At 71.7% G+C, this 15,134-nt stretch carries 13 protein-coding genes; 8 read left to right on the top strand and 5 right to left on the bottom strand.

Annotation, left to right across the window (positions count from 1 at the left end; translation table 11 throughout):
• The first annotated feature begins 6 nt into the window (after positions 1 to 6).
• Positions 7 to 447 (top strand): DUF7144 family membrane protein, encoded by a 441-nt coding sequence (locus AC068D_RS09745; RefSeq protein ID WP_478822420.1) that lies wholly within the window; start codon positions 7 to 9, stop codon positions 445 to 447.
• Positions 448 to 685: 238 nt separating this feature from the next.
• Here the strand turns inward: AC068D_RS09745 and AC068D_RS09740 are convergent, their stop codons facing one another.
• Both AC068D_RS09740 and AC068D_RS09735 read right to left on the bottom strand, forming a co-directional pair.
• Complete coding sequence (locus tag AC068D_RS09740; RefSeq protein WP_478822419.1) at positions 686 to 1,234, bottom strand: DUF6234 family protein; 549 nt, start codon at positions 1,232 to 1,234, stop codon at positions 686 to 688.
• Positions 1,235 to 1,431: 197 nt separating this feature from the next.
• On the bottom strand, positions 1,432 to 2,064 hold the full coding sequence (locus tag AC068D_RS09735; protein WP_478822418.1) for an isochorismatase family protein: 633 nt from the start codon (positions 2,062 to 2,064) through the stop codon (positions 1,432 to 1,434).
• Positions 2,065 to 2,219: 155 nt separating this feature from the next.
• Between AC068D_RS09735 and AC068D_RS09730 the strand changes: the two genes are divergently transcribed.
• Positions 2,220 to 3,197, top strand: coding sequence for an ArsR/SmtB family transcription factor (locus tag AC068D_RS09730; protein ID WP_478822417.1), 978 nt, complete (start codon positions 2,220 to 2,222; stop codon positions 3,195 to 3,197).
• Between the two features lie 437 nt (positions 3,198 to 3,634).
• Here AC068D_RS09730 and AC068D_RS09725 read toward each other — a convergent pair whose 3' ends face one another.
• A complete protein-coding gene (locus tag AC068D_RS09725; RefSeq protein WP_478822416.1) occupies positions 3,635 to 4,462 on the bottom strand; it encodes an MBL fold metallo-hydrolase in 828 nt (275 codons plus the stop codon).
• A gap of 210 nt (positions 4,463 to 4,672) precedes the next feature.
• On the opposite strand from AC068D_RS09725, the gene AC068D_RS09720 reads away from it, so the two are divergent.
• From AC068D_RS09720 to AC068D_RS09705, 4 genes are all read left to right on the top strand, one after another.
• A complete protein-coding gene (locus AC068D_RS09720; RefSeq protein ID WP_478822415.1) occupies positions 4,673 to 5,431 on the top strand; it encodes a TetR/AcrR family transcriptional regulator C-terminal domain-containing protein in 759 nt (252 codons plus the stop codon).
• A 75-nt stretch (positions 5,432 to 5,506) separates the two neighbouring features.
• On the top strand, positions 5,507 to 5,950 hold the full coding sequence (locus AC068D_RS09715) for an FxLYD domain-containing protein (RefSeq protein WP_478822414.1): 444 nt from the start codon (positions 5,507 to 5,509) through the stop codon (positions 5,948 to 5,950).
• 462 nt (positions 5,951 to 6,412) lie between these two features.
• Positions 6,413 to 7,462, top strand: a complete 1,050-nt coding sequence (locus tag AC068D_RS09710; RefSeq protein WP_478822618.1) for an endonuclease/exonuclease/phosphatase family protein — start codon at positions 6,413 to 6,415, stop codon at positions 7,460 to 7,462.
• Between the two features lie 4 nt (positions 7,463 to 7,466).
• Positions 7,467 to 9,395, top strand: coding sequence for an FUSC family protein (locus AC068D_RS09705; RefSeq protein ID WP_478822413.1), 1,929 nt, complete (start codon positions 7,467 to 7,469; stop codon positions 9,393 to 9,395).
• 343 nt (positions 9,396 to 9,738) lie between these two features.
• Here AC068D_RS09705 and AC068D_RS09700 read toward each other — a convergent pair whose 3' ends face one another.
• Positions 9,739 to 10,245 (bottom strand): RNA-binding S4 domain-containing protein, encoded by a 507-nt coding sequence (locus tag AC068D_RS09700; protein ID WP_478822412.1) that lies wholly within the window; start codon positions 10,243 to 10,245, stop codon positions 9,739 to 9,741.
• 11 nt (positions 10,246 to 10,256) lie between these two features.
• On the opposite strand from AC068D_RS09700, the gene AC068D_RS09695 reads away from it, so the two are divergent.
• Together AC068D_RS09695 and AC068D_RS09690 are read left to right on the top strand one after the other, a co-directional pair.
• Positions 10,257 to 11,732, top strand: coding sequence for an APC family permease (locus AC068D_RS09695; RefSeq protein WP_478822411.1), 1,476 nt, complete (start codon positions 10,257 to 10,259; stop codon positions 11,730 to 11,732).
• 73 nt (positions 11,733 to 11,805) lie between these two features.
• The gene (locus AC068D_RS09690; RefSeq protein WP_478822617.1) at positions 11,806 to 12,783 is read left to right on the top strand and encodes a hypothetical protein; all 978 of its coding nucleotides are present in this window, start codon (positions 11,806 to 11,808) and stop codon (positions 12,781 to 12,783) included.
• Positions 12,784 to 12,886: 103 nt separating this feature from the next.
• Here AC068D_RS09690 and AC068D_RS09685 read toward each other — a convergent pair whose 3' ends face one another.
• Complete coding sequence (locus AC068D_RS09685) at positions 12,887 to 14,932, bottom strand: PhoX family protein (protein ID WP_478822410.1); 2,046 nt, start codon at positions 14,930 to 14,932, stop codon at positions 12,887 to 12,889.
• Positions 14,933 to 15,134 lie beyond the last annotated feature (202 nt).

The following is a 15,134-nucleotide window of genomic DNA, read 5'->3' as shown; positions in this document are numbered from 1 at the left end:
GGCGCCATGAGCCAGAACACAGCACCGAACACGTCAACCCGCGGAACCGGACCGAACGGCGGTAGCGGCGGCTGGGCGGCCGGCGGCACCCTCTTCGCCGGTGTCCTGCTGACGGTGGTCGGCATCATCGACATCATCGAGGGCATCGCCGCCATCGCCGAGGACACGGTCTACACCCGCGTCGGCGGCTACATCTACTCCTTCAACCTCACGGGCTGGGGCTGGATCCACCTGATCCTGGGTGTCATCCTCGCCATCACGGGATGGGGGATCCTCAAGGACGCCGAGTGGGCACGGGTCACCGGTATCGCGCTGGCGTCGCTCAACATCATTGCCCAGTTCCTCTTCCTGCCCTACCAGCCGGTCTGGGCGATCTGCTCGATGGCCATCTCGATCTTCGTGATCTGGGCACTGGCGACCGAGAAGTCGCACGCCAGGGCCGTCTGACCGCAGCGGGGCAGCGTCCCCCGCATGCCCCTGGTCCCACCCGTCCTCCTCGCGCCCCCGCCCGGGTCCTGCACGGCCGAACCTCTCGGCCGGGCGGCCGTACGGCGGGGGTTCGAGGTGTCCGGCGCGGCACACGGGGGGCGGCCTCCCCTCCGGGCGCCCCTCGTCGGAACGGCGAGCCGGCAGGAGCCCCGTGTCCACGTGCCTCACGCATCGCCGGCGTCGGTCTCGAGATCGGTCAGCGCCCGCTGTCGGCACACTCATTGCTGTTCCCGCCACTGCGGCATTGGTGTGAGGTGCGGCCCGTCCCGTCCGGGGACGCCGGACTGTCGGGCTCACACAGCGTTCCCGCCACCGTCGGGCACGGCGGCAGCGGCGTCGGATGGGCGCGTTCGTACTCGCTGTGCCCGACCGCGACGGTGACGGCCAGGGAGAGCGCGGCGATGAGCAGTTGAAGCCCTCCTGAGTACGGCCGTGCCGAGCGCAGAAGGATGACGGCGATCACGAGGACGACCATGGTGAACCCGCCGAGCCAGAACACCGGTACCCAGTCCATGGGAGGCGGCGCCGTGGAAGGGGACTTGGAGTTCGCGTGCTCGCTCGAGCGGGCCCAGCCCCGGATCCCCAGGTTCAGGGCCAGCATCAGCGCCCCCAGGGTCTCGAGAAGGGGCAGGCCCAGCACCAGACAGCCGGCGGCGAGTGCGTCGTTGCGCGGCTCGGGGCCGCGTTGACCTTGTGGGCGGTCCTCCGGCGGTTGCGGAGTGGCGGAAAGGGAATCGAAAGGCATGAGCGTACGCTCCTGCCGACTTGGCGGGTCCGAACCGCTTTTCCCAAGCCGGTACCGAGTCGTGGCCACCTCCACACCCTTCCCGCGGCCAGGGGCCGGCCCGCTGGGAAGCGCGTGGTGAGCCCGGTCGAAGCACCGGTGCCGGTGTCCCGCATGCGGGACACCGGACGCGGCGTCCTCGCCCTCCCGGCCGTCGCCTACCGTCCGTAGGCCGCCGTCAGCTGTCCCACCAGGGTGGCGAACGGCATGTCGAGGGCGCCGTACACCGCCGGCGACTGCGGGTGGGCGTTGTCGGCCAGCATCTCGACAGCGAGAGTGGCGTAGTCGCTGACGATGACGCCGGCCTGCTGCAGGCGCAGCAGGCCGGTTTCGCGCTTGGCTGCGGAGAAGGTGCCGGAGGCATCGACGGCGACGTAGGCGGTGCGACCCGCGGCCGTCGCCGCGATGGCCGGGAAGGCTGCGCAGACCTCGAGGGAGACGCCGGCGATCAGGATCCTGTCGCGGCCGGTCTCCTCGATCGCCTCGCGGACGCGGTCGTCGTGCCAGGCATTCACCGTGCTTCGGTCGATCACCTCCAGCTTGTCCGGCAGGACGGCCCGGAGTTCGGGGATGAGCGGGCCCCACATGCTGTCGGCCGCGGTGGTGGTGACGACGACGGGTACGTCGAGGGCGAGGGCCGCCTCGGCGAGGGCGGTGACGTTGTGCTTCAGCTCGCCGACGCTGATGTCGCGGACGCCCGTGAACAGTCCGATCTGGTGGTCCACCAGCAGGAGAACGGCGTTGTCCGCGGTCAGCGGGGAGTGGAATCGGCTCGCGAGTGGGTTCTGCATGGTCATGTCCTTCGCTGTTGTGGTGGGCCGGTTCGGTCGCTGTCCCGTCGAGGCGGGGGACGGGAACGCGGACGGAAGGAGAAGGGGCGGGATGTGAGGACGGCCATGGCGACGATGGTTGACCAGCGGTCCGGCGACTCGTAAATGTTTCAGTCGTGGCTGAATCCTCGTACGCCCAATTCGACTTCACCTCCGTCGACCTCGCCCGGCTGAGGTTCGCGTTCTCCCCGGTGTTCGAGGCGGTGGCAAGCCTGCGAACGCTGCAGGATCCGGCCCGGCACGCGCTGCACCTGCCTTGGGTGCGGGCCGTGCGGCCCCGGCTCGCCGGTCTGGATCTGCGGCTGCTGTTCGCGCTCGTGCCCCTCGGCCCCTACTTCGTCGACTTCCTGACGCCGCCGCCCGCCGGCCCGCTGCCGGACGTCACCGCCGAACTGGAGATCGCCGCCGGGGCGGACCCGGACGAGGCCGCACGCGAGGCCGCGAGGCTCCCGGGGGCCGACTCCCCGCCCGTACGGGAGTTCCTCGCCGACCCGGCCGCCGGCGTGGCCCGAGCGGCGGCCGAGTTGCGCCTGTACTGGGACACGGCGCTGGAACCGTTCTGGCCGCGCGTACGCGGTCTGATCGAATCCGAAGTGCTGCGCCGGGCCAGGCAGCTGACCCGCGAGGGTGCCGGGGCGATGTTCAACGACCTGCACGCGAACATCACCTGGGACGACGGCCTCCTGCGCGTACGGACGGGCGCCTGGCGGCGCAGCGGGCCCCTCGACGGGGACGGCATGATCCTCGTACCGAGCGTCTTCCACTGGCCGGACACCGCCGTGATGGCGGAGCCGTACCAGCCCCTCCTGGTCTACCCCGCCCCCGGCGTGGCCACGGTCTGGTCCCAGGGGACCGTTCCCACCACCGAGGCGCTCAGCGCCCTCATCGGCAGCACCCGCGCCCGGATTCTGGTCACCCTCGCCGAGTCGGCGACCACGAGCATCCTGGCGCGCCGGCTGTCGATGGCACCGGGCGCGGTCAGTCAGCACCTCAAGGTGCTGTGCATGAGCGGCCTGGTGGCCCGCAACCGCAGCGGTCGTGAGGTCTTCTACGCGCGCTCCCCGCTGGGGGACTCGCTGTGCGCGGCGTCATGAGGGGTCGGCCCAGGAGGTCGCGGCCAGGACGCGGTCGGCTCTCGTACGGGAAGCGGGCGTGATCTGCGGTGACGAGGTCGCGGGCCGCTCGTCGGGCCGGGCACGGACGGGGATGCCGGAACGGTCCGGTGAGCTGGTGGGCCGGTCGAGCTTCATGGGCGGTTCGGGCGCCGGATTGCCCGTACCGAGCCGCGTGATCGGCGCGGGCGGGATCCGGGCGGCATCCGGGCGGCATCCGCGGGAGGCTGATCGCTCCGCCGGCGCGGAAGAACGGCGGGACGGTGGACGGGGAAGCCGGTCACGGGTGTCCTGACCGCGCCGGCGACTCGACCGCGTCAACGCGCTGATCGCGTCCTTGCCCGCGGCCGCAAGGGGCCGGGAGAGACCCCATGCACCGGACGCCGCGAGCTTCCCGGTAAACCCATCCGGTCACAGCACTAGTCGCCGTTCGCCAGCAAGTCGAACTCCTGCGCATCGTGGGACGAGAAGATACGGACCAGCCGCGGATGGGACCGGCGCAGCCGCATCAGCCGATCCAACTGGCTGAGCCGCAGCTCGTGGTCGTCGGCGACCATCCGCTGTGTGATCGCGAGCGGGCGCGGGCAACGGGGTCGGCGGAGGTCGACCTCGCCGTGGAAGAAGTAGGCGTCACCAGCGTGCAGCAGCCACCGGTCCGGCTCCTGGACGGCGACCGCGCTGTGGCCCCGGGTGTGGCCCGGCAGTGGCACCAGCAGGATGTCGGGGGACCGCAGCACCCGGGACGCGGGGAAGCCGAGCCAGTCCGAGTCGGCGGTGTCGTGGACGACCCAGTCGACGCCGTGCGCCCACTGGGCGGGGAGATAGCGGCTCGCCTCGAGCCGGGTGTCACGGCGCATGGCCGAGCGGTACTCGTCGGCCATCACATGCACCCGGGCGTGCGGGAATTCGGCGAGCCCGCCCGCGTGATCCAGGTCGAGATGGGTGAGGACGATGTCCTGGACGTCATAGGGGTCGTACCCCAGCGCCCGCACCTGATGGGCCGCCGTACGCGACAGATCGAGCTCGGGCCGCATCGTATGGCGGAACAGCGCGCCGAGCCTCCGGGGATCGGAGACCTCCGCCGCGCCCAGTCCCGTGTCCACGAGGACCAGGCCACTGCCGGTCGCAATCAGCAGACAGTGCGAGACGAGCGGTGCGCTGCCGAGGGGGCGCATGGGGGCGCAGTCAAGATGGTGAACCGTCAGGGAGGAGCGTCGCTGGGGAATGGGGGTGGTACGCACAGACATCTGTGCCTCCTGCTTCCAGGGGGAGACCCGGCTTGGGACCGGGCTGGGAGAGGATGGTGGTCGTGCTGATGTGAAGGGCCGGATCTCGCCTTGCCTCCACCGCAGTTGTGCCGCCACTTACACCGTAAGTACGAGACAGGAGAGAAGCACTTACGCTGTAAGCCGTCAAGCGTTACCGCGCGTAGCCACCCGAAAGAGGAGCCGTCACCCATGGCCCACGGATCGCGCCGCGAACTTCCCCGCCCTCGTGAGCCGTTGACCCGGGAGCGGATCGTCGAAGCCGCACTGCTGATCATCGACGAGGAGGGTGTGGACGGACTGTCCATGCGCCGGATCGCGGCACGACTCGGCGTGCAGGCGATGTCGCTGTACAACCATGTGCAGAGCAAGGCGGACATTCTCGACGGCGTCACCGAGTTCATCACCACGGACATGCGGATGCCCCGCCGGATGAGCGGCGGCTGGGAGGACGGCATCCGCTCCATCGCCCACGCCTTCCGACAGGCGGCACTGCGCCACCCGCGCGCGGGCGAACTGGTCCTGATGCGCCAGTTGTCGACGCCGACAGCGCTGGCTCCGGTGGACACGATGCTGGCGATGATGCTCGACCACGGCTTCGGCGAGGCGACGGCCGTGCACGCGCTGCGTCTCTTCGTCTCGTTCCAAGTCGGCTCGTTGCTGCGCGAGTTCCACACGTCGCCGTCCTCTGCCGACCATGACGGCTCGGCGGTGGAACAGACCAGGACCGCATACTTCGCGGGCTCCGGCTTCCCGGCGGTGGAGAAGGTCGCCCCGATCCTCGCCGTGAACGACCACGAGGCGGAGTTCGCATTCGGCGTCGAGCTCCTGATCGACGCCCTGCGGGGGCTCGCGCCGGTCCACGGGCCCGCGGACGGCTCCGGTCCCGCTGACGGCCGGCAGCCCCGGACATCGCTGCCCGTCCCCGCGCCACGCCACGGCCCCTCGTAGGCCCGGCCCCTCGCAGGCCCCGTCACGCATGCGCCCGAGTGGCCGAACGCGTCACTCGGGCGCAGGCTGGGGCGTATGAGACAGGCTTGTGGCAATCGCTGCGCCCGCAACGCCTTCATTGCCGCCGCGCTCATCGCAGCGGCGCTCACCGGGTGTTCGGACAACGGCGAGACACCGGAGTCGCTGGCGTCGAAGGCGAGCGAGGCCATCGCGTCCGCGACGGCGAAGGTGTCCGACATCAAGGGCGCGATCAACGCCAAGGGGGACGTGAAGGCGGGCCCCACCACGATCAAGGACGGCAAGGCCGTCGCCGAGATCACCGTGACCAACAGCTCCGGCAGCACCGCGGACTACACGATCCAGGTCAGCTACAAGGATGCCGACGGCAACCTCCTCGACGCCACCGTGCTCTCGATCAACGATGTCCCCGCGGGCGGCTCGAAGACGGGCGAGGCACGCAGCAACCGCGATCTGTCAGGCACTCCGAAGGCCGAGATCGGCCAGGCGGTACGGCACTGACCGCCCGCCGTGCCACCCCTCACCTCGCCGGTCGGGGGCGGGCCGGGACCGGGGCCGACACGGCCCGGACCGGTGCACAACGGACCAGTGCCGAACCGACCGGCACCGACCGGCATGAGCGACCGACACGAGGGCGACCGACACGACGGGGAACGCGCCCGCACCACGGCTGGGGCCTTTCGTCCGGATCGGGCTGGATCGGTGAGCGGGGTCCGGTGCGTGCGATCGCAAGGCGGAGGACGGAGCCCGCGCGGAGCGTGGTCGACCGACGACAACGCGGCGGGCGTGCGTGCCGGACCCCGCGAGCCCGGCAAGATCCGAACGAGAGGCCCTGGCACCGCTGAGCCCCGCCCGCGCGCCCGCCCGGTGACGCCCGCCCCGCACCCGACCGCGCAGGGCCCGCCCCCGTCGGCGGCGGGTGACGCAGGCGAACTCTTTGGCGCCTCTGTCCGTTTGACTGGCATGGAGCCCGAGCGCAGCCCCCGCAGCGGGGCACCCCGGTGCGCGGACGCCCCGGGCGCGGCCACCGCCCCTCCTGCCCCCGGACCGCATCGCTCGCCCTGGCGGCGGGGCGCCGCGTGGGCCGCCGGGCTGCTGCTCGGCGGGGCCGCCGTGGTCGTCGGCTGCCGGGCCACCGACACGGACGCGTACACACCCGTGACCCAGCTCCTCGCGTTTCTGCCCTGGCTGCTGGTCCCCGCGGGGCTCGGCCTCCTGCTCGCCCTGTTCGCCCGGCATCGCGTGCTCATCGTCTGCGCCCTCGTCGTCCTGGCAGTGACGGGCTGGTACACGCAGCCGTACGGTTCCGGGTCGACGCACACGCGCGGCCCCGTCGTCGCCCAACTCCGGGTGCTCACGTCAAACGTGGAGTTCGGGCAGGCCACACCGGACCTCATCGACGCCGTGCGGCGCGAGAAGCCGGATCTGGTGTTCGTGCAGGAATGCGACCACGCCTGCGCCGAAGCGCTCCGCGTCCGGATTCCGAGCACGGACTATCCGTACCGTCGCATTGTCGAGGGAGAACTCGCCGCGGGTTCCGCGATCCTTTCGGTGCACCCTCTCACCCGCGGCACCGCCGGCATCCCGGGCGAGCTGGCCATGCCGGGGGCCGACGCGCGCATCGGCGGCCGCTCGGTCCGCCTCCAGCTCGCGCATCCGCTGCCGCCCGTCCCCGGCGGGACCGGGTCATGGCGCGAGGAGCTCGGCCGGGTGCGGGCGTACGCGGCCGCGAGCAGGGGAACGCCCACCATCCTCGCGGGAGACTTCAACGCCAGCCAGGACCACGCCGCCTTCCGGGGCATCCTCGACGCGGGAGCCCTGCACGACAGCGCACGCGTCGCCGGTGCGTCCCGCACGCCGACCTGGCCCGCGGCCGGTCCCGGCCCGCTCGGCGCACAGATCGACCACGTGCTGGTCAGCGGCGACTTCGGCGTCACCGGTGCCCGGTTCCTCGATTTCGCCGGCACCGACCACCGCGCCCTGCTCGTCGGCCTCGAACTGCACAGCGGGTGACGCCATGGCGACGGAACAGCGACGGCTCTCACCACCCACCTGGCTGCTCAGGAGCCTGCGCCCACAGCCCGCCCCCATCCCCTGGCCCGCCGTGGCCCGCTCGTCCATCGCGCTCTCCGCCCCGCTCGCGGTCGGCTTCGCCATCCACCAGCCGGTCTACGGAGCACTGGTGTCAATGGGGGCGCTCTCCGGCGTCATCAGCGACACCGCCGACGCCTACCGGTTGCGGATCGTCAATATCGCGGTCCCGCAGCTCTTCGGGGCCGTCGGCGTCACGTTCGGCACGCTCGTGTACGGCGAAGGCTGGGTCGCCGTCGGGGTGCTCACCCTGGTCGCGCTCGTCTCGGGCATGATCTCGTCGATCGGCGCAGTCGCCTCCGTGTCGGGGCTGCTGCTCCTGCTCAACGCGGTGGTCGGTGCCGGGCTCGAGATGCCCAGCCCCTGGTGGAAGCCGGCGCTGCTGCTCGGCCTCGGCGGCATGTTCGTCCTCTTCCTCGCGCTCCTCGGCTGGCCGCTGCGCGGCGGTGTGCCGGAGCGGTCGGCGGTGGCCCGCACCTACCGCGCCGTCGCCGATCTGCTCGCGGCGGCGAGCAGCGACAGCTACGGCGAACGCCGCCAGGCGGTCACCGCGTCGCTCAACACCTCCTACGACCTGGTCCTCTCCCGCCGCACCCGCGACCACGGCCGTAATCCGTCCCTGGTGCGGCTGGTCGCTCAGCTCAACGTGCTGATCCCCGTCGTGGAGGCGGCCCCCGTCGCCCATCTGCGGGGCCGCCCGCTGCCCGACGCGATCCCCGCCGCGGTGCGGACCCTCGCGGACGCCGTCGAGGAGGGCCGCACCGGCGACCCGGTCCTCGACCTGCCGCCGCCCCGTACCCCGTCCGAACGTGCCGTCGACGACGCCGTGCGTCACGCGGCCGTCGTCGTCCACGAGGCCGACCCCGACCCCTACAACGTCGACGACCGTCTGGGCCGCCCCGCTGCCCTGGGCATCCGGGTGCGCCGCACCGCCCGCGAGATGCTCCTCTCCGAGGCATCCTGGCGCTACGGCCTGCGGCTCGCCCTCTGCATCGGCATCGCCCAGGCCCTCGTCTCACTGGTCGAACTGGACCGCTCGTACTGGGTCGCGCTCACCGTCACCTTCGTCCTCAAACCGGACTTCGGCTCGGTGTTCTCCCGGGCGGTACTGCGCGCGGTGGGGACGGTGGCCGGGCTGGTGCTGGCCGCTGCCGTTCTCGCCGAGGTGCCTCGCGGCTGGTGGGACGTCCCCGTCATGATGGTGCTCGCAGCACTCATCCCCGCCTTCACGGCCAAGGGGTACGCCTTCCAGACCGCGGCGATCACCCCGGTCATCCTGCTGCTCTCCGACCTGCTGAACCGGCTGGGCACCGCCCTGCTCCTGCCACGCTTCGTCGACAGCCTGATCGGATGCGCGATCGCGCTGGTCGCGGGCTATCTCCTCTGGCCGGAGAGCTGGCGCTCCCGCATCGGCGACCGACTCGCGGACGCCGTGGAGGACGCGGCGCACTACGTGGAGCTGTCCTTCGGTGGTGACCAGGGGGTACGGGTGCGGTCGCGTCGCCGCCTGTACCGGGATCTGTCGGCCGTGCGCTCCGAGTTCCAGCGGGCGCTCACCGAGCCGCCCCCGACCGGCGCCCGTGCCGCCGCCTGGTGGCCCCTCGTCGTCGCCGTCGAGCGCATCGCCGACGCGACGACAGCCGCCCGGGTCCGTGTGACGCACGGTGCCGCGCCGCCCGCACCGGACGAGGTCGCCGCCGTGGTCGGCCATCTCCACGGGCTCGCGGACGGCATCCGCTCCAGCGAAGAGCTCGTCGAGGTTCGGGCCGACCTGGCGGGCGACGAGAAGAGCGTCTTCGCGCCCCTGCGCCGGGAAGTGGCAGCGGCCCGCGCGATCGCGTCCCCACGCCGCTGAACGCCGCGGAGGAGAGGGACCGCCCCGTCGGCCGGGGCGGTCCGGTGCCGGGCACGCACACCGCGGTCCGTCCGGGGCGCCCGAGGACCGGCTCCTGCGTCAGCCGTCCCGCGCCCGAGGCCGGACACCGGCCCGACCGGTGCCGGGCACGCACACCGCGGCCGCCGGGCCCGGACTCGGACTCGGACTCGGACTCGGTGCGAAGCCCCCGGTACCCGGCGTCCGGTTCCGCCCGGGGCGCGTCCTCACCGTGCTCCGCCGAAGTCGCCCCGATCGTCCCGTACTGCGGGGTCGCACCGAAGAGGTGCCGGCCGATCCGCGAAGTTGCGTCGGCCGATCCGCCTCAGGAACGCCCGTGCAACCGGTCCAGGTCACGCCGTTCGCGCTTGGTCGGGCGGCCCGCGCCCCGGTCCCGTACTCCTGTCGGCGCCACGAATTCGCGCGGCGGGGGCGGCGGACTGTTGTCCACGTAGCACTGCACCGCCGCCGGAGCGCCGACGCGCTTGCGGATGATGCGCGAGACGACCACGATCCGCTCCCGGCCGGCATGGAACAACCGGATCTCGTCGCCGGTCCTCACCGTGTGCGCGGGCTTGACCCGCTCGCCGTTCACACGGACATGACCGCCGCGGCAGGCCGTCGCCGCCTGGGATCGGGTCTTGGTGAGCCGTACGGACCAGATCCAGCTGTCGACCCGTACGGTCCCGTCCGTCGTCCCTACGGTCCCTTCGTCATCCGCCATACCACCGAGAGTACGGGGGGCGACTACGATGCGCTCCGTCTCCCGTTGCGGAGTAAGTGCTTCAGCTCGGCGGACGACCCTGATCCATCGCCATATGCCCTGCCACACAAGGACATTCGATGAGCAGCAACTCCAGCAGAGGGCTCCAGCCCAATGTCCTCGGTACGTTCGACACGATCGTGATGGCGGTCGCGGGCAGCGCCCCCGCGTACTCCCTCGCCGCCACCACCGCCGTTCTGACCGGGGCCGTCGGCCTGGCGAGTCCCGCCGCGCTGCTCTATTGCGCGATACCCATGCTCGGCATCGTCCTCGCGTTCAGCCGCCTCGGGCGGATCGACGTCAACGCGGGAGCCAGCTACTCGTGGGTGGGCCGCACCCTCCACCCCTTCCTGGGCTTCCTCTCCGGCTGGGCTCTGGTCGTCTCCGCGACGATCTTCATGGTGGCCGGCTCGCTGCCGGCCGGTGCGATGACCCTCGCGCTCTTCGACACGGGCCTCGCCGAAGACACCGCGCTCGCCACGGCGGTCGGCGCCGGATGGTTCCTGATCATGCTGGGGGTCGTCCTCGGCGGCGCCCGGCTGACCGTGCGCGCCCAGCTGCTGATGTCCGGCGTCGAGCTCGCCCTGCTGGTGCTCTTCCTCGTCGCGGCACTGCTGCACAACGGCTCCGCCCACGCCTTCGACTGGTCGTGGCTGGGCTTCGGCCACTTCGACGGGGCGACCGGTTTCGCGTCGGGGGCGCTGATCGCCGCCTTCTACTACTGGGGCTGGGACGTCACCAGCAACCTCAGCGAGGAGACCCGCGACAGCCGCAGGACCGCCGGACTCGCCGCCCTCGTCGGCGTCGGCATCGTCTTCCTGCTCTTCGAAGCGTTCACGATCGCGGTCAACATCATCCTCAGCTCCGGGCAGATCCAGGCCGGAAGCGGCAATGCCCTGGGGGTGCTGGGCGACGAGATCTGGCCCGGCGTCGGCGGAAAGCTCCTGATCATCGCCGTGCTGCTGTCCACCGTCGCCACACTGGAGACCACCCTCATCCAGGTCACGCGCTCACTCTTCGCGATGGGGCGCGACCGTACGATGCCCACCGCGCTCGGCACGGTGCACCCCCGCTGGAACACCCCCTGGGTGGCCATCACCGTCGTGGGCGCGGTCGCTCTCGCGATGTTCGTGGCCGCGACGGCACTCGGCACGGTGGGCGACATCCTCTCGGACGCGGTCAGCGCCATCTCCCTCCAGATCGCGGTGTACTACGGCCTCGCCGGGCTCGCCGCCGTCGTCGCGTACCGCAAGATGCTGCTGACGTCCGCGCGGAACTTCCTCCTCGGTGGTCTGTGGCCGCTGCTCGGCTCCGCGTTCATGTTCTGGACCTTCTTCGCCTCGCTCGGCGAACTGAGCGCCGCCGCGGTCGCGATCGGCCTGGGCGGACTGGCCGCGGGCCTGGTGCCGATGCTCTGGTACTGGCGGCGGGGGAGCACGTACTACCGTCCCGCGAAGCTCGACGCGGTCCGCGCGATCGAGGCCGAAGAGCCCTATGCGGGTTCCGCGTCGGGCCGACCCGGCGCCGCCGGCGACGCCCTGGCCACGGATTTCTGACCTCCCGCACGCAGCAGGCAGACCTCCCCCTACGCCCTGCGGCGTGGGCACCCCCCAGAAAGCAGGCACCCCCATGGCCGCCGCCCGCCGCCGCTTCGAGCCCGTATTCGACCCCGACTCCGGGGACCGCGCGCTCACCGAGGCGCGTCATGACATCGTGATCGGCCGCTGGCAGGGGGTCCGGGACCTGCTGCACTCCACCGGCAACGACCACCCCCGGCGCACGTACCGGATCAGGCTGCTCTCGCACGCCGCAGCCGGTTCGTCGGCGGTCGAGTCCTGGCGGGCGGCCGAACCCGACAACCCGGACGCGGCCGTCCTGCGCGCCGCCACCGAGGTGGTTCGGGTCTTCGACCGGGCCATCGCGGCGGGCCGGGGCACCGCGGTCGAACGCGGCCGGGTCGATGTCGCGGTGATGGCCTGTCTCGGCGCGGCGGAGGCGGCGCCCGCCGATCCGATGCCCTGGGTGTCGCTGCTGACGGTGGCCAGGCTGTACGAGGGCGGCGTGGGACGACGCGAACTGCGCGGCTGGTGGGAGGAGTTGCGACGCCGCGACCCGGACAACATCGAGGGCCATGTGCAGTTGCTGCGCTACTGGTCGGCGCGCTGGCACGGTACACACGGCGCGATGTACGACGTCGCACGCGACGCCGCGGGCGCGGCGCCTCCCGGGTCACCGCTGCCGGTGCTGGTGCAGATCGCACGGGTGGAGGAGTTCCGGTACGTGGCCGAAGGCGCCCTGGGCGGCCGGGGCCGGGCCGGAGGCTCGGCCCCGGACTTCGGCCAGCACTGGAAACACGAGCTGGCGGTCTCGGAGGTCCGGCGGACCTGGGAGCGGTGGATCGGTGGCCGCGGCAGCGGGCAGGTGCTGCCGGAGGAGATCCAGGAGCTCAACTACCTCACACACGCAGCCTGTTACTCCGGTGAGCTGGAGCTTGCCCGTGGGCTGTTCGGAATGCTGGGCACCCGGGCGGCGCGGGTGCCGTGGTCCTACACGGGAGACCCCGCGGAGCAGTTCATCCGCTTCCGCAGGGCGACGGGCCTGGACTAGAGCCCCCTCCCCATGGGCCGGCGGGAGCGGCCGGCCCATGGGGTTCTCAGGGGTCTTCCGCGGTCCATCCGCGGGTGTCGCGGGTGTCTTCCGTCCCCGCGGATCAGACGCCGATGTCGCGGCCGTCCTTGCGGAACACGGCGACGACCGACGGGCGGACGAGCCTGCCCGGTCCGTCCGGCCACACCGACGCGGGCTTCTCGACGCTCGCGCCGTCGATCTCACCGGGGTGCTGGACGGCGACGACGACCCGGCGGTCCTGGATGATCGGACCGCAGGTCTCGGCCCCCTTCGGAACGGTGAGGAACTGCTTCAGCTCCCCGCGCCGCTCGCCCTGCGTCGCGACGCCGAACAGACCGTCGTGCGAGCCGAGCTGGGAACCGTCCGTGGAGATCCACAGGTTGCCGTGCGGGTCGAAGGCCACGTTGTCCGGGCAGGAGATGGGGCTGACGGTGTCCTTCGGGTAGCCCGCGAAATACGTGGCCGGGTCCTCGGGGTCACCCGCGACCAGGAAGAGGCGCCACGCGAAGCCGTCGCTCGACGGGTCGTCCCAGTGCTCGGCGAGCTCCAGGACCTGACCGTGCTTGTTGAGGTTGCGCGGGTTGGCCTCGTCCGCGCCCGCCTTGCCCGGCTTTCCACGGTCGGTGTTGTTGGTGAGGGCGATGTACACACGGCCGGTGCGGGGGCTCGGCTCGACGTCCTCGGGGCGGTCCATCTTGGTGGCGCCGACCTTGTCACCGGCCAGGCGGGTGAAGACGTACACCTCCTCGGCGGTCATGCCCTCGACATGCGAGACATCGCCCGTGGCCAGCGGGATCCACACGCCCGAACCGTCGAACTCGCCGTCGTTCGGGAGCTTGCCGGTGCCGTCGATCTCGGAGGGGCTGTCACCGGTGAGCTTGGCGACGTACAGGGTGCCCTCGTCGAGCAGGGTGAGGTTGTGCTCGCGGGCGGCCCGCGAGTTGCCCTTCTTCATCCGCTTCGACGAGACGAACTTGTAGAAGTAGTCGAAGCGTTCGTCGTCGCCCATGTAGACGACCGGGCGGCCGTCACGGGTCAGGCGCGGCTGGGCGGCCTCGTGCTTGAAGCGGCCGAGTGCGGTGCGCTTGCGGGGAGTGGAGTCGGGGTCGTACGGGTCGAGCTCGACGACCCAGCCGAAGCGGTGCGACTCGTTGGGCTCCTGGGCCACGTCGAAGCGCTTGTCGAACCGCTCCCACTTGCGCTCGGTGGCGGCGCTGCCGATGCCGTAGCGCTTGTCGGCCGCGCTGGAGCCGTTGGCGAAGTACTGGTTGAAGTTCTCCTCGCCGTGGAGCGTGGTGCCCCAGGGAGTGGTGCCGCCGGCACAGTTGTTGAGTGTGCCGAGGACCTTCGTGCCGGTCGGGTCGGCGGAGGTCTTCAGCAGGTCGCTGCCCGCGGCGGGGCCGGTGAGCCTGAACTCGGAGGTGGCCGTCAGACGACGGTTCAGCCAGTGCCGGGTGACGGGCGTGAGCTTGCCGCTCTTCCGCTCCTCCTGGACGACGACGACGGAGAGACCATGGGCCGCCCAGGCGATCTCGGCCTGCTCCCGGGTCGGGTTGGCGGGGTCGTAGCCCTTGAACATCAGGACTTCGTCCGTGTACTCGTGGTTGGCCACGAGGATCTGGCGGCCGTACTCGTGCAGCGGCAGCAGGCTGAGGAAGTCGTTGTTGTAGCCGAACTGCCCGGCCTGCGCCTTGGCTGTCTGCCGGTCGGCGTCGAAGGCGGGGGCGCCGCGCAGGATGGGCTCGCCCCAGCGGATGACGACGTTCTGGGTGTAGCCGGCGGGGACCGTCACCTGGTCGGCCGTGTTGGGCTCGACGGGGGTGAAGCGGAGACCGCGCGCGCCGGAACCGGAACCGGAACCGGCGTGGCCGTGGTCGGTCGCCGCCTCCGCCGCCGGGGCGTTCTGCGCGACGACGGCGCCGCCCGCAGCGGCGGCGACCGTGACGACGGCGGCGGCACGCATCATGGAGCGGCGGGAAAGGGCACTGGCGATGATGTCGCCCGCGTACTCGTTGTCGCTGGTGTTCGGTACCTCGTGGAAGCAGGCGTCACCACAGCGGTAACGGCAGGTGAGAGCGGACCGTCCACCCGCGTGGTTCGCGCTCAGCAGCGGCAGCAGTTTGCGCACTTCTTCCCCATCCCCTTCGGCGCACCCCGCGCCGACATCGTGTCGGAATATGTCCCGCCGCGACGGTAGGGGCACATGTGTGCAATGCGGCAGCGGGCAGGTGAACGCGGGATGAATGCGGCCCGACCGGGGTGGTCTTGACACCGGAGGGGGTTGCCGAGATGCGGAACGGGCGGCCGCTAACCTTACGTGTCCGCCGTGG

This window comes from Streptomyces sp. NPDC043861, assembly GCF_056435905.1.
Note: the sequence above shows the minus strand (reverse complement) of the source record. Positions and strands in the feature narration are given on the sequence as shown.